The following is a 21,187-nucleotide window of genomic DNA, read 5'->3' as shown; positions in this document are numbered from 1 at the left end:
TTTTTCACTCGAGTCCTTCGACGCAATAGGCGTTGGCTCGGTTCAATCCCTTCTGATTCGGGCCGCGAACTGACTCGGGTTTGCCGACCTTGCAATCCGCGTTCGCTCGGTTCAATCCTCTCTGATTCGGGAGCGTGACCGAAAAGGCGATCTCGGCACGCGACAGCCTCGGGCTCCCTTTCGTCAAACCCGAAGAGGAGAACGCGCTCGTCCGTGCCGGTTCGCCTCGCTCGCGAAACCTCGTCCCCATCGATCTAGCCGTTTACGCTCCCTTCCTGATATACTCGAATCGAGGTGGCGTCGGCGCGCATGAAACCGTGCCACGATCCGCGTCGTACTAGTTTTCTGATCGGTCGCTTGCGAGCTGGAGGCGGAAATCATGGGAGTCTGGAAGAGATTGAAGCGATCCATCCGGGCGTTGTTCGGCGGATTGGTCGAGAAGGTCGAGGACCCGGAGTTGATCTTGCAGCAGACGATTCGCGACATGCGCGACCGCGTGCCGGAATTGAACAGCTCCGTGGCACAGGTGATCGCGACCGAAAAGCTGCTTGAGCGTTCCAAGCAACGGCTTGAAGAACAGATCACCGATCTCGATGCCAAAATCAAAGCGGCGATCAAAATGGGGCGCGACGATATCGCCACCGCTTACATCGGTCAATTGCAGCAAGCGCAACTCGATCTGCAGCGGACCACACAGCAACTAGAGCACGCACGACAAGCATCTCAGCAAGCGATCCGCGCGCGCGACAACTACATCTTGCAGATGCAGCGGCGCACCGCGGAGGCGATGCAGCTTATCAACCAATCGAAACAGGCTAAGTTGCAAGAGCAACTGGCGCAGACGATGGAAGCCTTCCAGCTCGGCGATGACGCATCAACCTTCAACGAGATGCGCGAGAAGATCGATCGCCGCGTCGCCGCGGCTGAAGCCAAAATGCAGTTAGGGGCCTCTTCGGTCGAAGCGCAGATGCACGAGATCGAGCGCGAGGCCATGGATATGCAGCTACAGGAGCGCCTGCTCGAATATAAACGACAAATGGGGATGCTGCCCGGCGCGCAGACGGCTGAGAAGGGGGCGCTTCCTGCCGCCGACGCTGAGGGCACGAACGAGGATACGCAGATCGCCAAGCGCTGATCGAGCGGTTCAAGATGATGGAGAGGACGAAGAACAACTTGGAATATCTGAAAGAGGCGCTGCGTGAACCGGCGAACTTCTGGGGGCTAGCCGGTTTCGCCATCGCCGCTGCCTATACGCAATCGCTCATCCCGCTCATCGCCGCGTTGATCAGTGAGCTGCTCTACCTTTCGACCGTTCCGACCAGCTCCGTCTATCGTCGGTTGGTGGATCGACGGCGGCGGCGCGAAGCCCTCGAGGAGCGGCGAAGACAGCGGCAAAGATTGATCGAAAGCTTCGACCCGCGTGAGCGCGAAGCGGTCAACTACCTCAACTACGTCAAAGAGCAGATCTACAAGGACTACAAGCGGTTGACCGGGGCGCGCGAGATCCCTTCGAATCTCAAGAGCCTCGATCAGCGCTGGGAGGATTTCGTCGATCTGCTTGATGTCTACCGGCGGCGGAAAAAGCATCTGCGTTCGATCAATCGGCAAGTGATCCAGAACCAATTGAAGCAGGCTGAACGCGCCGTCGAAGAGGCCGCGGACGAACGCGAGCGGCGTATTCAACAGGCCAACGTCGCCATACTGAGGCGTCGCTTGGCCGCTTTCGATGAGCTTGAACGTTCTGTGAAATTGGTCGAAGGCCAACTGCAGTCGATCGAAAACTTCTTCGGTCTGGTCAAGGATCAGGTCGTCGCATTGCCGACGCCGGAGCGCGTCTCGATGATAGACTTCGAGCAGTTGAGCGATTCAATCGCGATGACTAAACAGATGCTCGAGGAGACGTCAGAGGCGATCGGCGCGCTCGACGCGCAGAACCGCGCGCTCGGCAACTACGATCTTCTCACCCCCGGAACATCATCGAGATGATGGGAAGAGAGCGAGCGCAGCTTCGATCCGCGTTCAGGATCGCGCGCCCGTCTTCGCCGATGATGGAAAGAGAGCGAGCGCAACTTTCGAGCGCTCGCCCGCTCATCCTTCCTTTTCAGCCCGCTGCAAGATCTCGGCAAGCTCTCTCTCCTGCACGCGATAGGTGGTGTTGCAAAAATGGCAGGTCATCACGGCTCCGCGATCTTCCTCGAGCATCGAGCGGATCTCGGCGAGCGACATCGCTGAGATCAGCGCGAGCGCGCGCTCGTGCGAGCACGTACAAGCGAACTCGACCTCTCGCTCTTCGAGCAACTCGAACCGTAAATCGCCCAGCGCCGCCTGCAGTAGATCGGCAGGCCGCGCCCCTCTGCGTATGAGCGTCGTCGTTTGCGGCGTCCGTTTGACGGATTCTTCGAGCGCGCGCACCGTCTGCTCATCCGCGCCGGGCATGATCTGGATCATGATGCCGCCTGCGGCTTCGATGAAGTGATCGCCGTTGGCCCGCGCGCGCACGAGCACGCCGAGCATGACCGCCGAGGGGATCTGTTCCGATTTGGACAGGTAATAAGCGAAATCTTCCGCGATCTCGCCCGAGATGAGCGGAACTGAGCCGCGATAGGGCTCGCGGTAAAGGCCGATCTCGAATCCAGATTCGTAGGTCACATACAGAGTGCCTTCGCCGACGATGGCGCGCACATCGAACTTGCCCTGCGCGTTGAGCGGGGCGTCGGCGCGCGGATTGCGCACGTAACCGCGCACTTGGCCGCGCCCGTTGGCTTCCGCCGTGATGCCTCCGATGGGGCCATTGCAGTCGATCTGCACCGTCAGGCGGTCCAGCTCTTTTACGCCCGCAGCCAACAACAGCGTGCCGGTCAATGTTCGCCCGAGAGCTGCCGTCACTGTGTGCGTGGTCTTATGACGCGCCGCCGCCTCTGCCACCAGATTGGTCGTCACGGCGGCCATGCATCTGACATTCCCATCGGCAGCGATGGCGTGTGCTAAGCTATCCCGAAAAGGTCCATCCTTGGGTTGAATCAATGCCACGACTCTTGAAAAACCTTTGCTCCTTAGTAATTCATCTTGCCGTCCGCAGCGATCGGACAGCGCATCCATTCTGCCGGGAGCGATCGCCTCGCGCAAGGACGCGCGAATTTAGATGCAGGCGGGGCTTCTTATGCTGCGAGATCCTGTCCCGCCCATCACACGCCATGCGCCCGGCAACGGGCGTAGGAACAGAGGAGCAGCAGCGGCTCGCAGATTCCGTCCTCCTCGCCATTAGCCGGGTTAGCCTCTTGCCGAGTCGCCACTTCAGGAAAGTTGAGGTAAACTCTTAATAGGCACGCTCTGTTGGAGCTTTCGAAAAGGGTGCCACAACATATTGGGGAGATGAATATTGACAGCGGGCGGGCTAGCGTGTATACTGCGCCGCGTCTTCAAGGTTCAAAAAGGAGCGACGCTGGGGGCTGGCACGAGGTGTCAGCGGCGGGGCGCTCTATTCTTCGCAAGGAAAAAGCTTTGAAATCCTGAGGCTCTACCCACTTCGAAGGCGGCGCGCGGGAGCGTGCGCCTTTTCGCGTCGAAAGAAAGGCGGAAGAACGATGAGCACCGTGATCGAAAAGCGAAAAGATAGGATCTACCGATCAGCTCTCAAGGGATCAAACGCCGAAGCGCTCGGACTGAACGCGCGGCGCGTCATCGCCAAGCGTTACAGCCTGAAGGATGCGGAAGGAAGGCCGCTCGAAGAGTGGCCCGACATCGTGCGTCGGGTTGTCGGCGCGATCGCGCAAGCTGAGACCAACGAGGCCGCCCGCCGCGCCTTCTACGAGGCGATGAGCGAGATCATGTTGGGGCGCTACTTCATCCCCAACACGCCGTGTCTGGTCAACGCCGGAAAGCCGCGCGGCCAACTGGCTGCCTGCTTCGTGCTGGAGGTGCCGGACTCCATCGAAGGCATCATGGAGCACGCCAAACGCTGCGCTCTCATTCACAAAAGCGGGGGTGGAACGGGGATGACCTATGAGTTCATCCGCCCGGCCGGAAGTTTAGTGCGCTCCTCGCACGGACAGGCTTCGGGACCGGTCTCCTTCATGCAGATCGTCAACACCGTCACCGAGACGGTCAAGCAGGGCGGCGTCCGAAGAGGAGCCAACATGGGCATTTTGCGCGTCACCCACCCGGACATCCTGCGCTTCATCCACGCCAAGAACGATCAGACCAGTTTAACCAACTTCAATATCTCGGTGACCGTCACCGACCGCTTCATGGAGGCCGTCGATCGCGGCGAGTGGTTCCAACTCGAGTTCGATGGCCGCCCGTGGGAGCGACCCATCTACGATCCGGTCCAAGAGGGGGATTACTGCGTGTGGCGGCGCGAGGACGGTTCGACCGTCACCTTCGCCGATCGAAAGGATTTCCTGCGCACCGATTTTTCAACCTTGCGCCGCGAGGATCCGCCCCGCCCCGGGATGGTCTATGCGCCGGATGTGTGGAATCGCATCGTCGCCTCGGCTCATCGTTACGCCGAACCGGGCGTCATCTTCATCGACGAGGTCAACCGGCACAATCACATGATGGCCTCGATGGGGCCGATCTACGCGACAAATCCCTGCGTGACGGCCGACGCGCTCATCTACACGGATCAGGGGTTGGTGCGCGCTGGCGAACTGTTCCGGCAAGGTCAAAAGGTCAGCGTCGTCGTCGATGGAAGGTTCGGGCATGAGCCTGCGGTCGCGCAAGCTTCGGCGGTCTTCCGCACCGGACGCCGTCCGGTCTTCCGGCTCGAAACCATCGAAGGGTACGTCCTGCGCGCCACCGCTGATCACCGCATCATGACCAAGCGCGGTTGGGTCGAACTCGGCAAACTACAGCCGGGAGACGAAATCCACATCCTCAACCGCAAGGGCGCATTCGGCACGGAAGGATCGCTCGAATTGGGGCGCGTGACGGGGTGGATGGTCGGCGATGGACACCTTACGTCGAGCAAAGCCGTGCTCAGTTTTTGGGGCGAAGATCGCGCGCTCGCGCCGACTTTTGCGTCTTACGTCAACGAACTCGTCCCAATGGGACGCGGCGCGCGCAAAGATTATGTGGTAGGCGTCGCCCGAATAGTGGAGCGCAACGAAGCGCGAATCACATCCACGCGCTTGCGTGATCTGTTGATCGAAGATCGTTGGTTGGTGCGCGAGAAGTTGCGCGTTTCGGAGCGCGTCTTTCGCGGGTCGGAACAGATGCAGCGCGGCTTCCTGCAAGGTCTCTTCTCGGCCAATGGTACGGTGCTCAGTAATTTGGAGAAAGGCGCTTCGGTGCGTCTCTGCTCCATTTCGCTGGAATTGTTGCGAGACGTGCAGTGTCTGCTTCTCAATTTCGGCATCGCCAGTCGGATTTATCAGCATCGAAGGGAAGCAAGGAAGCAGATCTTGCCGAACGGGCGCGGGGGCGAAGGGCTTTATGCTTGCCAGCCCATCCACGAACTTGTGATCTCGCGTGAAAACCTGAGAACATTCGCCCGTGAGATAGGTTTTCTCCAGAGCGCTAAGCAACAGAAACTTGAAATGATCGTCGAAAGGCGCACGCGCGAACCCAAAGAAACCTTTACGGCAAGAGTCGCGCGCGTCACTTTCGACGGCGTGGAGGATGTCTTCGATCTGACCGAGCCAGCCACACATTCGTTCATCGCCAACGGCATCGTGGTCCACAACTGCGCCGAACAAGCGCTTCATTTCAATAATTCGTGCAACTTGGGCTCGATCGATCTGGCGAAGTTCTACGACCCGGAACGGAGAGTCGACTGGGAAGCGCTCGCTGATACGGTCCGCTGGTCCGTTCGCTTCCTCGATAACGTCATCGACGTGTGCGGTTGGCCGCTCCCAGAAATAGATGACGTGGTGAAGCGGACACGTCCGGTCGGCCTCGGCATTATGGGCTACGCCGATCTATTGCTTAAACTCGGCATCACCTACGGGTCCGATGAGTCGATCGCCGTGATGGATGAAGTGATGGGCTTCATTCGCAAGGAAGCGTGGCTCGCCTCGCTCGCTCTGGGGCGCGAAAAGGGGACGTTCCCGGAACTCGAACCCAATCGCGACGCTTACGCCGATTTTCTCTACGGCGAAGTCGGCATTCCGCGCGACCTCCCCTTGACGCCGCGCAACTACGAGGTGACGACGATCGCCCCGACGGGAACCATCTCGCTCGTCGCCGAAACCAGTTCGGGCGTCGAACCTAATTTCAGTTGGGCTTACGTCCGGCGCGATACCTTGGGGACGCGCACTTATGTGCACACGCTGGCCGCAGAAGCTCTCGGGCTAGAAGTCGATCAGACGGATCAGGCGTCGATCGATCGGGCTGCTCAGTATGTCGTCGAGCACGAGGAGAAGTTGCCGGAGCATTTCATCTCCGCCATGAAGATCACCGCCGAACAGCACGTGAAAGTTTTGGCCGCAGCGCAACGCCACGTCGATAACGGCGTGTCGAAGACGGTCAACGGGGCGGCCAATGATACGGTCGAATCCGTCGATCGCCTTTACAGACTGGCGCGCCAACTCGGATGCAAGGCCGTCAGTTACTATCGCGACGGCAGCCGCGACTCCCAAGTCCTGAACACCGTCACGGTCTCCACGGCCCCACAACAGGCGACCGGAACCGCCTCGCATGAGTCGCCAAATCTGGAAGCGAAGAGCGCGACTCGCCTGGAGCGCCCGCGCGAACTTCAAGGCTGGACGTGGCGCATCCCCTTCGATGGACAGAACCTCTACGTCACCGTCAATCACGACGGACGCCAAATCCTCGAAGTCTTTGCCACCGGCCCCATCTCAGGCGGAGTCGGCCTTCTCGCCAGTAAAATGTTGCGCGGCGGCTTCGAGGCCGAAGAGGTCGCCCGCTCGCTCAACAAAGTGACGGGAACTCATGCGGTCTGGTTCAATCAGCGGTTGCTGACGAGCCCCGAACAGGCCGTCGCCGAGTGCATCCTGATCACGGCGCGAAGGCTTGCGGGGTTGCCCGATGCGGCGCGCCAGATCGCCAAAGCGGACGACGTCAAGCGCGCCCAGACGGGCGTCTGCCCGGAATGCGGCGGGCAGTTGGAGCACGCCTCGAATTGCGACACCTGCAGAGATTGCGGTTACTCGAAATGCAAGTGATCTTAACCCCCTTTATACCGGAGGCTCGCTGAATCGAAGGCGAGCCTCCGGGCCATCCGGCCTCATCAAGCCAGCTTCCCCGACGGTCTCATGAGAGCGTTCCTGAACCTCCGGCTGCTTACTTGCCTAGTGGACCAGTAAGCGCGTATCCTAAGTTCTAACAGCTTGTACCGGTCAGAGACGGGGATCGGTTGCATCTAACATTCGGAGGGTTGAGCCACACCATTCGACAAGCTTCGATTCAAGGGAGGTCGGAAAAATGGCAGCGAAGAAAGAGCCTGTGGAATTCAAAGCTAAGTTGACGAACGATGGCGGCATAGTGCGCGGCAAAATCCCTGCGCCGCTTGTCAGTTATCTGGGCGGCCGTGCTGGCGATTACTTGGTCTTTCGCGCCGATGAGACTGGTCGGGTAGTCGTCAGTTTGCGACGCACGCACGGTGCGGCAAAAAAGGTGGCCAAGGGGGGCGCCAAGTAATCCTGCGCGACCGTCCGTGATCTTGAGGGGAATGCTTTGGCCGGCGCTTGGCGAGCTTCTGGAGCGCCGGTCAATAGATCCTCCTTATTTCGAAGTCTAAAGGCGCTTCCGGAACAGTCGCATCGAGTCAAGGCCCTTTGGGGAACCAATGGCGACGGCTCTCGTTCATCATCCGATCTACCGTGAGCATTACACGGGCGGGGAGCACCCTGAGCGTCCAGAGCGTTACACGACCATCATTGACGCGCTGCGCGCTGATGCGGAGCTGTGGGCGGAGCTGATCGAGATCGAAGCTCCGGCAGCAGCGCGTGGTGATATTCAGGCGTGCCATTCGCCACAGCATTACCGTCGCGTCGAAGAGGCGGTGCGCGAAGGATGGGGGTACCTTGATCCAGATACGGTCGTCTCGCCGCGTTCATTCGATGCGGCTTTGCGCGCTGCCGGAGCGGCATGCCGCGCCATCGATTTGGTGATGGCCGGGCAGGCGAAGAACGCTTTTGTGCCCGCACGCCCGCCCGGCCATCATGCAACGCGGGATAGAGCGATGGGGTTCTGTCTCTTCAATAACGTCGCGATCGCCGCGCGTTATGCGCAGAATCGTTACAAGGAGATTGAGCGCGTGGCCGTCGTCGACTGGGATGTGCATCACGGCAATGGAACACAAGGGATTTTCTATGACGATCCGACCGTCTTCTTCTTCTCCATCCATCAATATCCGTGGTATCCGGGGACGGGAGCGCGCGGCGAAACGGGGACGGGGCGCGGAGCGGGCTACACTTTAAACGTGCCGGTGCGCGCTTTCACGCCCGCCGTCGAATATCGGCGCATGTTCGAGGCCGCGCTCGCCGACATACGCGCGCGGTTCGTCCCTGATCTCATCATCATCTCGGCTGGCTTCGATTCGCGTAAAGATGATCCGCTGGGCCAGCTATTGCTCGAAGATGACGATTTCACTCATCTTACGCGGCTCGTCATGGCTTGGGCCGAGGAGGCTTGTGCCGGACGCCTCATCTCATGTTTGGAGGGGGGCTACAATCTGCGAAATTTAGGCGGAGCGGTGCGGGCGCATCTGCGGGCTTTAAGCGGGAAGGCGGGCGCTGAAGGGCGGAGTTCTGGGATGGCCGACGAAGTTCGGTGAATCGATCTGAGGCGATCTGTCGAGATCTCATCTGGTTTCAGGTGGCGGTGATGATCGCTGCCCGCCCGTTCGTCAGTTCGGAGAAATCCTTCGCATAGATGGTCTCCACTTTGCGCACTTGGTTGACCGCCGTGGCGATCTCCTCGGCGGAGATGAAACCGTCCTCCGTCCATTCGATGACCCACAGAGGGATATGCGAAGCGGCTTCGAACGTCTCTTCGGCCAGGCGCAGGTATTGACGTTTGCTCGCGACGCGCGTCCCCAAGCGGTCCACCAGCTTTAGCTCGAGTTCCTCCATCCAAGCTTCGTGCCCTCGTACCCATGTCTCGCGCCAAGCCCAGCGCCGCGCCGGGCGCGGGCGCGGCAGGCGTATGAAGATCAGATCGGCCTTCTGCCGAAGGATGAACTCGCGCGCCTCATCGTTGAAGGCGAGATTCTGTTGCTGGTTGTCGATGGGAGAAGGGAAGGTCATCCACAGTTGACGAAAGACCTGAGAGAGCGGTTGACGAAGCGCTTCCGTCCTTTCGTCGAAGGACAGGGCGTAATCGCCGACCATCAACGCCAGGGTCATCGCGGCGGCGCGGCTCATCGGATCGGGTATCCTCTCGACGTTGGCGCGCACGTTGTCGAGCCAGATGGCGTCGGTCTCTTTGAACCAGCGACGGAGGGCTTCGTTCTGTAGGCGTTGACGCGGCACGTAAGCGTCTTCAAGCGCGAGCGCGAGATCTTCTTCGGTCAATCGCCTCGCGTCATTCTGTACACGCGCGAGGCCGCAGGTCCAAGCCCACTGAGCGATATCGTTGACGATCACGCGCACGCCCCAACGTTTCAGACGCGCGCCGAGACGAGCGTCTCCGGCGAAGGGATCGATGGCGGAGGCGAACTTAAGGCGACGCAGGACGCTCAGCTCGAAGGCGAGCCAGCGGTTGGGCGTGGAGCAATGGTTCAAGTTCATCTTGTCTGCAACGCTCGATCTAGTCGAGCGAGATCTCGAGTCCAAGAAAAGCCGTGACGACTTCGGGATCGAACTCTACGCCGCTCATCTTCGCCAGATGGCGGCGCGCTTCATCCGCGCTCAGCGCGGAGCGGTAAGGGCGTGTTTCGGTGAGCGCCGCGTAGGCATCGGCGACGCGCAGGATGCGCGCGGGAAGCGGGATCTCGCTACGGCAAAGGCCATCTGGGTAACCCATCCCGTTCCACCATTCATGATGCCAGCGGATGATCAATTGTGCGCCCACATCCACTTCGAGCCGCGCCGCTTCTTGTTCACCTATCACAGGATGGCGCGCTAGATCGAGCCGCTCATCTTCGGTGAGCGGTCCAGCTCGGCGGATGTAGGAGCGGTTCATCGCCGCCTCGCCTACGTCATGGAGTAGAGCCGCGATCCGTAAGGAGGCGCGATCGAGAAACGGCAGGTGGAAGAGCTTGGCGAGTTCGTCAACCAATTTGGCGATGCGTGTCGCGTGTGCCCGTTCGTAGGCCTCGAAGCGGTCCGTCTCTGCCGCGATTCTGGCCCACTCTTCATGAAGCGCCGCCTCGTGACGCACATCCTGTTTGTGTCCCTTACTCATGACTCCGATCTTAACTTTGATAAATCGGCAGAACGAATCGATGCCGCGCTGGCCCACTCATGACGATTTCACCGCGCCGCTTATTTCGCGAAACAGACGTTGGGCTTCCGCGTGCCGCGCATCGAACGATAACGCATGTTCCAACTCTTGCAAGGCGCGACGATAAAGCCCAACCGAACGGTAAAGCTCGGCGAGCCAGACGCGGTAATCAACATTGCTCCCGTCGAGCTTGATGGCCATCTGCAATTCGGCCTCGGCTTGGCGGCGTCTGCTGCGTTCGCCCATCAGGGCGCGTCCGAGCGCGGCCCGATAGCGGGCTTCATGCGGCGAGAGCTTCACCGCCTCGGAAAACTCCGCCGCGGCCCTCTCTATCTCGCCTGCCCGTAGCGCGGCGAGGCCGCGTTCGTAAAACTCTTCCGCGTCCGGTTGGTGCGGTCCAGTCGGCGCAGAAGTTGGCGATGCGAGCTTGAGGTCGTAGGCGGCACGCGCCGCGCTATCGTTCAACGTCTCGTAAGCCTGGGTGATTCGGGCGAAAGCTGATTCGATGCGCGAACGGGTTTCTGCATCCAACGCGCGCGAGAAACGGTCGGGATGAAAGCGTTTGGCGAGCGCGTAGTAAGCGGTTTTGATCTGCTGCGGCGTCGCTTGTCGACTGACGCCGAGCGTCTGGTAAAAGTCCGCCGCCTCGGCGCGCGCAAGAAGCTCGGCGATCTCCGCCCGTTCGTCGCGCTCCTGATCTTGCGTGGGCGCCGCCTCTCTTCTTTGCGTCGGCGGCCCTTGCGGCGCGAGCGCGCGTTTGTCTGCGGCGCGTCGAATGAGACCCGCCAACATCAATGCGTAGACGGCTCGGCGCGCTTCGTCTTCGGGAAGGCCGCTGATCGAAAGCAGTTCGCCCAGTTTCAGCGGGGCGTCAAGGCGCGACAGGATGAAGGCTTCGGTCGGCTTTAGATCGAGGATGAGTGGCGAGCCCGTTGGCGCGAGGAGTTCATCGTCAATGAGTCGCGAGGCGATGAAGGCGGCAGGAAGGCGCCGCGCGCTTTCGACGAGCAGTGATCTAATATCCGTTGCCGAGCGCAGTTCTTCGGCCACGCGCACGCGCGGGTCGAATTCCCATTCGCCATCGGTCCAAAGGAGCAGCGGAGGCAGCGATTCCAGCATTTGACGGGCGCGCAACGACTTCAGTTCTTCGGCTCCGATCACGCCATGCGATAGGAGCGCAGCTCCCAGTTCGAGGTCGGGAAGTGCGGCGAAACGCGCGAGCGTCTCTGCGGAGATTGCGCGCCACCGGCGAAGGCATTCAATTAGGCGTAACGGGCGCAGATTCGTCGCCACATGGACCAGATCGCCGTGATCGAAGTAAAGGGCCGCGCGCGCGCGCGCGCGCCGCAAACGCAAGGCGCCCGACAAACTTTCGTCTGAGATTTCGCGAATGAGTTCGGCGAGCGGGTATTCGCCAAGCTGACCGTTCATGTGAAACGGGCTCCCGTCCGCGGCCCGCGCTCAATCATAGCGCAATCGAGGCTGATTGAGGAATCGCAGAGACGCTTCTGCCAGCATCATCTGTGGTGAAAATTGGGTCGCACAGGTGGCGAAGGGCTGTGTTATGATGCACGCGGCAAACCTAGCGGTGGCGGAATTCGCTCCTTTTTGAGCTTTGTCTACACTCAGCGTCAAAAGCCGCCGTGTGGTTTGTGAGGAGAGCCTGATCATGAAACGTGACGTGGGAGAAAGATGGGCGTCGAAGAAAGAGAGATAGAGCGCACGAAGGGCGCCAAAAGGACCAGGGATGAGATGAGCCTGTTGGGCCGCGTGGCGATGGCCTTGGCTGCGGGCGATCTAACCGCCGATATCGCTTTAGATCTTGAAAGCGCGCGGCTTCGCGCCGGAGAGAGGTTGGCGTTGATGGAGTTGATCGCGCTCGCGCGCCGCATCCGCCGCATGGTTAACAGCTTGCAACAAGCCGCCGAATCCATCGAGGATGTGGCGACGCGCGTGCTCGAAGGCGGACGCCAACTGGCTGCGGCTGTAAGCGATGAGGCGGCATCGGTCGATTCGACCGTCAGCGCGATCACGCAGATCAGCGCTTCGGCGGCGTCGATCGCCGAGGCGGTAAACGCGCTATCGCACTTGGCCCAGACGACTTCGACCTCCATTTTGGAGATGGCCGCTTCGATCGATGAGGCGTCGGCCAACTCTGATGCGCTCGCCTCTTTCGTCGAAGAGACGGCCTCATCGATCGAGGAGATGGCCGCTTCGGTCCGCAACGTCGCCACGGCGACCGAGTCGCTCGCGCAGGCGACCGATGAGGCCGAGCGTTCGATGCGCGCCATCGACGATTCGACGCAGCGCGTCGATCAAGCTGCCGGCGAAGCGGCGGCGCTGGCCGAAGAGGTGCAGCGTTCGGCTGAGCAGGGATCGGCGGTCGTCATCGAAACGGCGGAGTCGATGCGCACGACGCGCCGCAGCGTCGAGGAGACGGCTGAGACGATCGCGGCGTTGGGGGCAGCTTCGGAGCGCATCGGCGCGATCACGCGCGTGATCGACGAGATCGCCGATCGCACGAACTTGCTGGCGTTGAACGCGCGCATCCTCGCCGCCCAAGCTGGTCCGCAAGGTCGCGGCTTCGCCGTCGTCGCTGAAGAGATCAAGGAGCTTTCGGAACGGACGGCGCGCTCGACCGAGGAGATCAATCAATTGATCAAGGGCGTGCGCGAATCGGTCGCCGTCGCGATGGCCCAGGCGGATGCCAATCGCCAGTTGGCCGATCAGGGTTTGCGTTTGGCCGAGCGCGCTGCGCGTTCGCTCAACGAGATCAGCCGCTTGACGGCGGAATCGGCCAGAGCGATCCGCCAGATCGCTGAGGCTGCTGGCACGCAGGCTGTCGAATCGCGTCAGGTGACGGAACTGGTCGCCAAGGTCCGTCGGCGCGCGCAGGAGATCGAACGCGCCACCTCGGAACAGGCGGCGACGGCCCAGCAGATCGGACAGCGCGCCACGCAGATGGCCCTGCTCACCGGACAGGTCCAGCGGGCGATGCAAGAGCAGGCGGATAGTTCCAAACAGGTCGCGCAGGCGATGGAGCGTTTGACCGAGCTGATCGATCAGATCGGCTACGCTGCCGATGAGCAGCATCGTGGGACGGAAGATATTCTGCGCGCGATGGAGGTCATCCACGAATCGGTGCGCAACAATCAAGCTTCGATCGTTCAGATCAATTACACATCGAGCCTTCTTGGTTATGAAGCGAACTCGCTGCGCGCCGCGGTCAAGCAATTCCGCGTGCCGACGCCGCGGCGCGGCGGACACTTGCGCTACGGTCTGCAGACGCTCATCCCTTCGCTCGATGTGCTCGAGGCGACGACGCTCGCGCGCGCTGATCTTCTGAGTCTGATGCTGGAGTGCTTGGTCGAAACGGGGAAGAACGCAGAAGTCAAGCCCGTTCTCGCCGAAAGTTGGCGGATCGCGGCCAACGGCAGAGTTTACGTCTTCAATCTGCGGCGCGGCGTGCGTTTTCACAACGGTCGCGTAATGACGGCTCATGATGTGGTCTATTCGATTCAGCGGACGCTTCGCCACTCGCGCGTGGGCTCGTTGATCTTTATGAACCTAGTCGGCGCGCCGGAATACGCCCGCGGCGAAACGGACGAGTTGATCGGCGCGCGCGCGCTCGATGACTGGACCGTCGAACTCGAGTTGACGGAACCGCTGGCTTTCTTCTTGCAGACGCTCTGCCGGCGTTTCGCCGCGATCGTCCCACGCGAAGAGATCGAAGAGGACGGCGGGGCGCGGTTCGCACGCCATCCGATCGGCACTGGACCATTTCGCTTGCTCTCCTATGATGCGGAGACGGGGCGCGTCGAACTGGAGAGATTCGATCTTTACTGGCGCGAGACCGAGCCATACGTCGATCGCGTGACTGTGCAGTACAACGAAAGCGGCGAGACCTTAATCGAACGCCTCAAACGTGGCGAACTCGATTTCGTGCGCGAGAGTTCGGCCCAAAGGCTGGCGCGTCTGGCCGAAGATGCACAGTGGCGTTCAGGCATCTCCGTCGGCGCTCAACTGCACACGCAATTTCTCGCCTTCGATGCCGAACAGCCGCCGTTCAATGACGTGCGCGTTCGTCGCGCCATCGCGCATGCGATCGATCGCGAGCGTTTCGTCCGCGAATCTTACGGCGAGATGGCCGTGCCAGCCGTCGGACCGATCCCGCCCGGCCTGATCGGACATGACGCCGGGTGGTCCGGCATCCCTTACGATCCGAAACTTGCGCGCAAGCTGCTCGCAGAGGCCGGATATCGCTCCGGCTTGAAGGTCGAGTTGTGGCGCTCCGTCGCCGAGCAATCGATTTGCGAGAGGGCGGGCCAGTTCATCTGCGAATCTTTGGCGGCCATAGGGATTGAAGCTAGGGTGCGCGTCGCCGAGATCGCCGAGATCATAAACGCGGCTTTGGAAGGGCGCGCGCAGTTCATCGAGGTCAGTTGGTACGCTGATTACGCGGATCCAGATAATTTCACCTACCTTCTATTTCACTCTGCCAATCGCCACTCGAGCGTTGGGCGGATGGCGCGCGTGCCGGAGGTGGATGAACTATCGGAAAGGGCGCGGTGTACGATCAGCTACGCCGAACGCGCGCAGATCTATGCGCGCTTACAGCGCTTGATTGCCGAAGAGGCGCTGGCCGTATTCCTCGCGCACCGACATATGGCGGTCGTGCAGCAGCCTTACGTCGAAGGGTTGGAATTGCATTTGGTCGCGCCGGCGATCAGGCCGCAAAAGATTTGGTTGGCGAGGAAGTCGTCAGGTCCAGCATAAGCTTCCTGCGGCCGCTCCTCGCGCTTAGGAGACATCGGCGACCGAATCGTTCACGTGGAACGATCGCTCCTCGCGCTTGGGGTAAAGGTCGTTAACAATAATGATCTGGACCAGCCTTGCATAAGATCGCTCCTCGCGCCCGGAGAAAGATCCACTCTGTAAGGTCGAATCGCGATCGGGGCGCCCTCGGTCGATCGATGGCGCTTGTTGCGCGAAGGCGTAAGGATCGGCTAGCTTATGCGGTGGCACATCGTTTTGGGGAAATGGTAGGGATGAATCGAGCGCAGACGGAGATCGTCATCCGCGAATGCGCGACGATCGAGGAGTTCGATCGTTGCATCGAATTGCAACGCGAGGTTTTCGGCTTGCCCGATCTTGAAGTCTCGCCGCGCAGACACCTGATCGTCTCCAGATACGCTGGCGGTTGGACGCTCGGCGCGTTTGCTGGCGATCTTTTAGTGGGATTCGTTCACCATCTGGTGGCGCGGCGCGGCGCGGAGATCATCGGCTATTCTCACATGATGGCCGTGCATCGCGACTATCAGAATCGCGGCATCGGCGCGCAGCTCAAATGGGCGCAACGCGAGCGGGCGCTCAGCGAAGGCGTGCGCTTCATCAAATGGACGTGGGATCCGATGCAGGCGCGCAACGCCCACTTCAACCTCAATCGTCTCGGCGCGATCGTGCGCACCTATGCCGTCAATTTTTACGGAACGGATTACAATATGCCCGAGCGTGGCGGCATCGATAGCGATCGGCTCTTTGCCGAATGGGAGCTGGATTCGGCGCGAGTCGAGCGCGCGCAGCGCGGCGAAGATCCAACGCCGCGAGCGCAGCCAGCTGCCGAGATCGTTATCCCGCCCGATTGGAGCGCGCTCGTGCGCCGAGATGCCGACGCGGCCCGCCGCGAGCAACGGCGCGTGCGCGCGGAATTTGCCGAAGCCTTCGCCGCCGGCCTCGTCTGCGCCGGATTCTTGCGCGACGCGGAGCGCCCGCGGTATCTGCTCTATTGCGCGAAAGATCTCTCTTGAGGATGAACGACATCGAGTTTTGGGGCTTTGAACCTTCACGCGGGGAAGGGCGAACCGAAGGATGAGTTTTACGCGATTCGACCGTTACGTTGAACGCAACGCGCAGAGCTTCATCGAGCGGCTGCAAGCGCTGTGTCGCATGCCGTCGGTCGCCGCGCGCGGCACGGGGATGCGCGCCGTCGCCGAAACGGTCGAGCAGATGATGCAGCGCGCCGGCGGCGGCACGCGCCTTTTCCGTCTGGGGAGCGGTTATCCGATCATCTATGCCGAGTTCGGCGCCGGTTCGCATTGCTTTCTCATCTACGGCCATTACGACGTGCAACCGGTCGGATCGCTCACCGAGTGGACCTCTGGACCATTCGCCGCGCAGGTCATCGGCAACAAGCTCTACGCGCGCGGCGCGGCCAACAGCAAAGGCGATCTGGTCGCGCGCCTAGCTGCCATCGAAGCCTACCAGAAGAGCTTCGGCAAACTCCCGTTCTGCCTTCGCTACATTGTCGAAGGCGAGGATGCGTTGGGCAGCCCGAGCCTCTACCAGTTTGCGACCGAGCATGCAGATTTGCTGCGCGCTCATGGCGCGATCTGGGATGATGGCTACATAGACGAACGCGGTCGTTTGGTGATCAGTTTGGGGTTTAAAGGCATCGCGTTCGTCGAGCTCAGAGCGCATGGCGCGCGCACCGACATACACTCGAAGTGGGGCGGGATCGTGCCCAATCCGGCGTGGCGGCTGGTCCACGCGCTGGCGACCCTTCTTTCTCCCGACGGCAAGATCACGGTGGACGATTACATGCGACATGTCGCTCCGCTCGACGAAGAGGATTTGCGCCTGCTCGCTTCGGTCGAGCTGGATGAGGAGGGGCTCAAGCGCGAGTTCCGCATCGAAAGTTGGGCGCGCGGTCTTTCCGGTTCGGAACTTGTGCGCGAGCTGGTCTTTGGACCAACCTGCACGATCTGCGCCATCCAGACGGGGCATACGGAGACCGGGCCGCGGACGGCTTTGCCGGGGACGGCGGCGGCGCGCGTCGATTTTCGGCTCGTGCCGAATCTTACGCCCGAACTCGTCCTCAGGCTGTTGCGCGAACATCTGGACCGGCGCGGGTTCGACGACATCGAGATCTCGGTGCTGGCGCGCGCGCCGGTGGCGAAATCGTCGGCGCGCTCTCTGGTCGCGCGCGCTGCCGTCGCATCGGCGAACGAAGTTTACGGCACGGAGCCGATCATCTATCCGCTCGATCCGGCGAGCGGCCCTGTAGGCGCGTTATGCGGAGCCGTCGAACCGCCGACGCCGGTCGTTTCGTTCGGCATCGGTTACGAGGGATCGAATCCGCACGGACCGGATGAGAACATACGGTTGGAAGATTTCATCCAAGGCATCAAATATTTCGGTCGCGTCATTCATCAACTCGGACGCTTGGCCGAAGAGGCGAACTTTCAGGGCGAGAGCAAAAACGCCTTGAATCTACCGCGCGGGCAAGCCATCGCCGCGAAAGGAGCGAGAGATGACGATCAGTGAACTTTTTCTGCCGGAATTCGAGCAAGAAGTGGCGAGCACGCGCCGCACTTTGGAGCGCGTGCCCGACGACCGGTTCGATTGGAGACCGCACGAAAAGTCCATGACCATGGGCGCGCTAGCGACGCACGTCGCCAATATCCCGAGTTGGGCCCGAGTGGTCATCGAAACGGATGCGTTCGACGTGATCGGTCCCGACGGGAAAACAGTGCGCGCGCCCGAGGTCGCTTCGCGCGAGGAGCTTTTGAAACTGTTCGAACAGAACGTCGAAGCGGCGCGCCGGGCGATCGCGGCGGCAAGCGATGAAGAGCTGGCGAAGGCGTGGGCGCTGCGCGCTGGAGAGCAGACGCTCTTCACCGCGCCGCGCTTTGCCGTGCTGCGCCGCATGGTCTTCAATCACCTGATCCACCATCGCGCGCAGCTCGGCGTCTACCTACGTCTGAACGGCATCCCAGTGCCTTCGGTCTATGGGCCATCGGCGGATGAGGCTTGAAAAGCGGGCCGGCGCTTTACTTGGCTTCGCTGCTTCTGCGGGCGATGAGGGAAAACGAGCGCGGCTTTCGGAGTCGTGCGACTAGCGCCTCGCTCCCATCTCTGAGTCGGTTATGAGGCAAAGATCGTTGTTCGAGATCGAAGAGGAGATCGCGCGTCTGCGCGAAGAGATCCGTCGGCACGATGAGCTATATTACGTGCATGATGATCCAGAGATCTCCGATGCCGAATACGATGCGCTGGTCCAGCGCCTGTTGGAGCTTGAAAGCGCGCACCCGGAGTTGGCCATGCCAGATAGCCCGACGCAGCGTGTCGGGGGGAAACCGGTAGAATCCTTCCCTGAAGTCATCCATCGCCGTCCGATGCTGTCGCTCGACAATAGCTATGACATCGAAGATCTGCGCGCGTTCGATGAACGCTGCCAGCGACTAGCCGGACCGGTCGCGATTGCATACGTCGCCGAGTTGAAGATAGATGGATTATCGCTCGCGTTGCGTTATAGGGATGGGCTTCTCGTCTGCGGCGCGACGCGCGGCGACGGCACACGCGGCGAGGACGTCACGCCAAACGTGCGCACGATACGCTCCATCCCGCTGCGATTGAACGGGGCGTGGAGTGATCTGGGCGAGGAGATCGAAGTGCGCGGCGAGGCTTACCTGCCGCGCCGCGCTTTCGAGCGGCTCAACGTTGAACGCGATGCGGCGGGGCAACCGCGCTTCGCCAACCCGCGAAACGCGGCTGCCGGAACCATCCGGCAGCTCGATCCACGCATCGTCGCGGCGCGTCGTCTGGAGTTCTTCGCCTACGACCTGCTGGTCGATGGGCGGAAGCCGTTCGATGCGCACTGGGAGACGCTTCGGTGGTTGGAGAGCGCCGGCTTCCGCGTGACCGAACATGCCCTCTGTTCGTCAATAGATGAAGTCATCGCGTTCTGCAGCGCGATGGAGGCGCGGCGCGACGCGCTGCCTTACGAGATCGATGGCGTCGTCGTCAAAATAAACTCCACAGCTTTGCAGGAAGAGCTTGGCGCGACGGCGAAAGCGCCGCGCTGGGCCGTCGCGTACAAGTTCCCGGCGCGACAGGCGACGACGCAGATCGAGCAGATCATCGTGCAGGTCGGACGCACTGGTGCGCTCACGCCGGTGGCCATTTTGCGCCCTGTGCAGCTTGCGGGCACGACCGTTTCGCGTGCGACCTTGCACAACGAGGACGAAATACGTCGCCTCGACGTGAGGATCGGCGATTGGGTGCTCATCGAAAAGAGCGGTGAGATCATCCCGAAAGTCGTCAAAGTCATAGAGTCCCGCCGCGTGGGCGTCGAACGCCCGTTTGTCATGCCGACGGCGTGTCCCGTATGTGGCGGTCACGTCTCACGCCCCGAAGGCGAAGCGGTGGCGCGCTGCGTCGCGGCGGATTGCCCGGCGCAGCTCAAAGCGCGGCTGTTGCATTTTGCCTCGCGTCGCGCCATGCGCATCGAAGGTCTGGGCGAAGCGTTGGCCGAACAACTGGTCCAGCGCGGCATGGTGCGCGATGTCGCCGATCTCTACGGTTTGAAACGGGAAGAGTTGGCGGCGCTCGACCGCATGGGCGAAAAATCGGCGGCCAATCTGCTCGCACAGATTGAGGCGAGCAAGGAGCGCGATCTCGCGTGTCTAATCTATGCGCTCGGCATACGTCACGTCGGCGAACGCACGGCGAACGATCTCGCGCGCCATTTCGGCTCGCTCGAGCGGTTGAGTCGCGCCACCGTCGAAGAGCTCGACGCGCTGCCCGATGTCGGATTGGCGGTCGCGCAGAGCGTGCGCGATTGGTTCGATGATGAGGGAAATCGCGCGCTCTGCGCGCGGTTGCGCGCCGCCGGAGTGCGGACGGAAATCGCTGCAAAGCCCAGCGAAGCGACGCGCGATGAACGTTTCAGCGGAAAGCAGTTCGTCTTGACGGGGAAGTTGGCGAGCATGACGCGCGACGAGGCGCGCGCGTTGATCGAGGCACGCGGCGGTCGCGTCGCCTCTTCCGTCAGCCGCCGGACCGATTTCGTCATCGTCGGCGAAGATGCAGGTTCAAAGTTGGAACGCGCCCGCGCGCTCGGCGTGCCCATCATCGGCGAAGAGGAGTTCAAAAAGATGTTGGAGTCGGCTACTCCATAGCGCGAGAACTTGCGCGCCGCTTTCCGGCCCGCTTGCATGGAACCTGTGAATCGCGATACCCGTCCAGAAGTTTCGGTGTTAGTATGGAATAACCTGCGGAAGATGAGGGTTCACCGTGCAACCGGGAGTTTCGAGTCTAGCCTCTTATCTGACGGAGGCGGGGATTCGGCGGCGCCAGAAGATCTTTCGGTGGAGAAGGGCGTGAAGCAGAGCAAAAGCGGAAAATTGGAGCTCGTCTACACGATATTTTGCGACGACGTGCGTCTGGAGGTGGGGAACAAGCTCTCCTTGATGGGCATCTTTCAGAACATCATGGTGCAACAGCTTCCCGTTTCGCTCATCAAGTTCGCCGTCGTCAATCACTGGCGCGGTGAAGGCGCGTATCTTTCCGAAGTGCGCATCCTTTCGCCCGATCGACAGTATCCGATCGTCGTCTCGCAGCCGACGCGCTTTGAGGTCGCGCCCGGCGGTTTCGCTGACAACATCAGCTTCTTCGTCAACGTGACCTTCCCGGTGGCCGGACGTTACTGGGTGCAGACGCTGGTCGATTCATCGCTCTTCGATGAGCAGCCTTTAGTCGTTATGGATGCGCGCGCTCAGATGTTGGATGGCGCAACGGAATCCGTCAATTGAGGGCAAGCTCGCGAATGAGTGGGCCTTGTCGATCGGCATCGGACGACGCTGAGATGGCTTCAAGATGATATCTTGGGGCGCTGCAGAAAGGATAAGGCGAGGCGACCGGCCTCGCCTTTGAAACTTTGGTGCGGATGAGAGGATTTGAACCTCCACGATGTTGCCATCACTGGCTCCTGAGGCCAGCGCGTCTACCAGTTCCGCCACATCCGCACTGCACTGAAAATTTTAGGAATGTGGCGGAGAGG

At 61.1% G+C, this 21,187-nt stretch carries 16 protein-coding genes and 1 tRNA gene; 11 read left to right on the top strand and 6 right to left on the bottom strand.

Annotated features, from left to right (window positions below; translation table 11 throughout):
• Positions 1–4: 4 nt before the first annotated feature.
• Positions 5–250, bottom strand: coding sequence for a hypothetical protein (locus tag PYK22_RS17775; RefSeq protein WP_041977653.1), 246 nt, complete (start codon positions 248–250; stop codon positions 5–7).
• Between the two features lie 129 nt (positions 251–379).
• Here PYK22_RS17775 and PYK22_RS12110 point away from each other — a divergent pair, with 129 nt between their 5' ends.
• Together PYK22_RS12110 and PYK22_RS12105 are read left to right on the top strand one after the other, a co-directional pair.
• Complete coding sequence (locus PYK22_RS12110; protein ID WP_060635628.1) at positions 380–1,135, top strand: PspA/IM30 family protein; 756 nt, start codon at positions 380–382, stop codon at positions 1,133–1,135.
• Positions 1,136–1,149: 14 nt separating this feature from the next.
• Positions 1,150–1,986: a hypothetical protein gene (locus tag PYK22_RS12105; RefSeq protein WP_157770853.1), complete on the top strand. Its 837-nt coding sequence runs from the start codon at positions 1,150–1,152 to the stop codon at positions 1,984–1,986.
• A gap of 102 nt (positions 1,987–2,088) precedes the next feature.
• On the opposite strand, the gene hslO is transcribed toward PYK22_RS12105, so the two are convergent.
• A complete protein-coding gene (hslO, locus tag PYK22_RS12100) occupies positions 2,089–3,021 on the bottom strand; it encodes an Hsp33 family molecular chaperone HslO (RefSeq protein WP_408003172.1) in 933 nt (310 codons plus the stop codon).
• A gap of 563 nt (positions 3,022–3,584) precedes the next feature.
• On the opposite strand from hslO, the gene PYK22_RS12095 reads away from it, so the two are divergent.
• From PYK22_RS12095 to PYK22_RS12085, 3 genes are all read left to right on the top strand, one after another.
• On the top strand, positions 3,585–7,124 hold the full coding sequence (locus PYK22_RS12095; protein ID WP_041977648.1) for an intein-containing adenosylcobalamin-dependent ribonucleoside-diphosphate reductase: 3,540 nt from the start codon (positions 3,585–3,587) through the stop codon (positions 7,122–7,124).
• Positions 7,125–7,383: 259 nt separating this feature from the next.
• Positions 7,384–7,599, top strand: a complete 216-nt coding sequence (locus tag PYK22_RS12090; RefSeq protein WP_041977645.1) for a hypothetical protein — start codon at positions 7,384–7,386, stop codon at positions 7,597–7,599.
• A 148-nt stretch (positions 7,600–7,747) separates the two neighbouring features.
• Positions 7,748–8,737, top strand: a complete 990-nt coding sequence (locus PYK22_RS12085; RefSeq protein ID WP_041977642.1) for a histone deacetylase family protein — start codon at positions 7,748–7,750, stop codon at positions 8,735–8,737.
• A gap of 37 nt (positions 8,738–8,774) precedes the next feature.
• Here PYK22_RS12085 and PYK22_RS12080 read toward each other — a convergent pair whose 3' ends face one another.
• Genes PYK22_RS12080 through PYK22_RS12070 form a run of 3 tightly spaced genes read right to left on the bottom strand, consistent with a single transcriptional unit; the run spans position 8,775 to position 11,778 of the window.
• Positions 8,775–9,692: a hypothetical protein gene (locus PYK22_RS12080; protein WP_041977640.1), complete on the bottom strand. Its 918-nt coding sequence runs from the start codon at positions 9,690–9,692 to the stop codon at positions 8,775–8,777.
• Positions 9,693–9,711: 19 nt separating this feature from the next.
• The gene (locus PYK22_RS12075; RefSeq protein WP_157770852.1) at positions 9,712–10,308 is read right to left on the bottom strand and encodes an HD-GYP domain-containing protein; all 597 of its coding nucleotides are present in this window, start codon (positions 10,306–10,308) and stop codon (positions 9,712–9,714) included.
• Between the two features lie 57 nt (positions 10,309–10,365).
• Positions 10,366–11,778, bottom strand: coding sequence for a DUF4388 domain-containing protein (locus PYK22_RS12070; RefSeq protein WP_041977638.1), 1,413 nt, complete (start codon positions 11,776–11,778; stop codon positions 10,366–10,368).
• Positions 11,779–12,039: 261 nt separating this feature from the next.
• Between PYK22_RS12070 and PYK22_RS12065 the strand changes: the two genes are divergently transcribed.
• From PYK22_RS12065 to PYK22_RS12035, 6 genes are all read left to right on the top strand, one after another.
• Positions 12,040–15,123: an ABC transporter substrate-binding protein gene (locus tag PYK22_RS12065; protein WP_041977635.1), complete on the top strand. Its 3,084-nt coding sequence runs from the start codon at positions 12,040–12,042 to the stop codon at positions 15,121–15,123.
• A gap of 272 nt (positions 15,124–15,395) precedes the next feature.
• Positions 15,396–16,154 carry a GNAT family N-acetyltransferase gene (locus tag PYK22_RS12055; protein WP_041977629.1) on the top strand — a complete coding sequence of 253 codons (759 nt, stop codon included), beginning with the start codon at positions 15,396–15,398 and terminating at the stop codon, positions 16,152–16,154.
• Between the two features lie 61 nt (positions 16,155–16,215).
• Positions 16,216–17,670, top strand: coding sequence for a M20/M25/M40 family metallo-hydrolase (locus PYK22_RS12050; protein WP_060635626.1), 1,455 nt, complete (start codon positions 16,216–16,218; stop codon positions 17,668–17,670).
• Complete coding sequence (locus tag PYK22_RS12045) at positions 17,657–18,160, top strand: DinB family protein (protein ID WP_041977626.1); 504 nt, start codon at positions 17,657–17,659, stop codon at positions 18,158–18,160. Before PYK22_RS12050 ends, PYK22_RS12045 begins: the two co-directional genes overlap by 14 nt.
• A 112-nt stretch (positions 18,161–18,272) precedes the next feature.
• The gene (gene ligA, locus PYK22_RS12040) at positions 18,273–20,306 is read left to right on the top strand and encodes an NAD-dependent DNA ligase LigA (RefSeq protein WP_041977624.1); all 2,034 of its coding nucleotides are present in this window, start codon (positions 18,273–18,275) and stop codon (positions 20,304–20,306) included.
• A 201-nt stretch (positions 20,307–20,507) separates the two neighbouring features.
• A complete protein-coding gene (locus PYK22_RS12035) occupies positions 20,508–20,939 on the top strand; it encodes a DUF6941 family protein (protein WP_157770851.1) in 432 nt (143 codons plus the stop codon).
• Positions 20,940–21,065: 126 nt separating this feature from the next.
• Here PYK22_RS12035 and PYK22_RS12030 read toward each other — a convergent pair.
• Positions 21,066–21,152, bottom strand: a tRNA-Leu gene (locus tag PYK22_RS12030).
• Between the last annotated feature and the right edge of the window lie 35 nt (positions 21,153–21,187).

It is taken from the genome of Pyrinomonas methylaliphatogenes, from assembly GCF_000820845.2.
Lineage (GTDB): Bacteria > Acidobacteriota > Blastocatellia > Pyrinomonadales > Pyrinomonadaceae > Pyrinomonas > Pyrinomonas methylaliphatogenes.
Note: the sequence above shows the minus strand (reverse complement) of the source record. Positions and strands in the feature narration are given on the sequence as shown.

Coding starts and splice junctions, on each gene's coding strand:
- PYK22_RS17775 (WP_041977653.1), bottom strand. CDS start 250: ATGGGGACGAGGTTTCGCGAGCGAGGCGAACCGGCACGGACGAGCGCG.
- PYK22_RS12110 (WP_060635628.1), top strand. CDS start 380: ATGGGAGTCTGGAAGAGATTGAAGCGATCCATCCGGGCGTTGTTCGGC.
- PYK22_RS12105 (WP_157770853.1), top strand. CDS start 1,150: ATGATGGAGAGGACGAAGAACAACTTGGAATATCTGAAAGAGGCGCTG.
- PYK22_RS12095 (WP_041977648.1), top strand. CDS start 3,585: ATGAGCACCGTGATCGAAAAGCGAAAAGATAGGATCTACCGATCAGCT.
- PYK22_RS12090 (WP_041977645.1), top strand. CDS start 7,384: ATGGCAGCGAAGAAAGAGCCTGTGGAATTCAAAGCTAAGTTGACGAAC.
- PYK22_RS12085 (WP_041977642.1), top strand. CDS start 7,748: ATGGCGACGGCTCTCGTTCATCATCCGATCTACCGTGAGCATTACACG.
- PYK22_RS12080 (WP_041977640.1), bottom strand. CDS start 9,692: ATGAACTTGAACCATTGCTCCACGCCCAACCGCTGGCTCGCCTTCGAG.
- PYK22_RS12075 (WP_157770852.1), bottom strand. CDS start 10,308: ATGAGTAAGGGACACAAACAGGATGTGCGTCACGAGGCGGCGCTTCAT.
- PYK22_RS12070 (WP_041977638.1), bottom strand. CDS start 11,778: ATGAACGGTCAGCTTGGCGAATACCCGCTCGCCGAACTCATTCGCGAA.
- PYK22_RS12065 (WP_041977635.1), top strand. CDS start 12,040: ATGGGCGTCGAAGAAAGAGAGATAGAGCGCACGAAGGGCGCCAAAAGG.
- PYK22_RS12055 (WP_041977629.1), top strand. CDS start 15,396: ATGAATCGAGCGCAGACGGAGATCGTCATCCGCGAATGCGCGACGATC.
- PYK22_RS12050 (WP_060635626.1), top strand. CDS start 16,216: ATGAGTTTTACGCGATTCGACCGTTACGTTGAACGCAACGCGCAGAGC.
- PYK22_RS12045 (WP_041977626.1), top strand. CDS start 17,657: ATGACGATCAGTGAACTTTTTCTGCCGGAATTCGAGCAAGAAGTGGCG.
- ligA (WP_041977624.1), top strand. CDS start 18,273: ATGAGGCAAAGATCGTTGTTCGAGATCGAAGAGGAGATCGCGCGTCTG.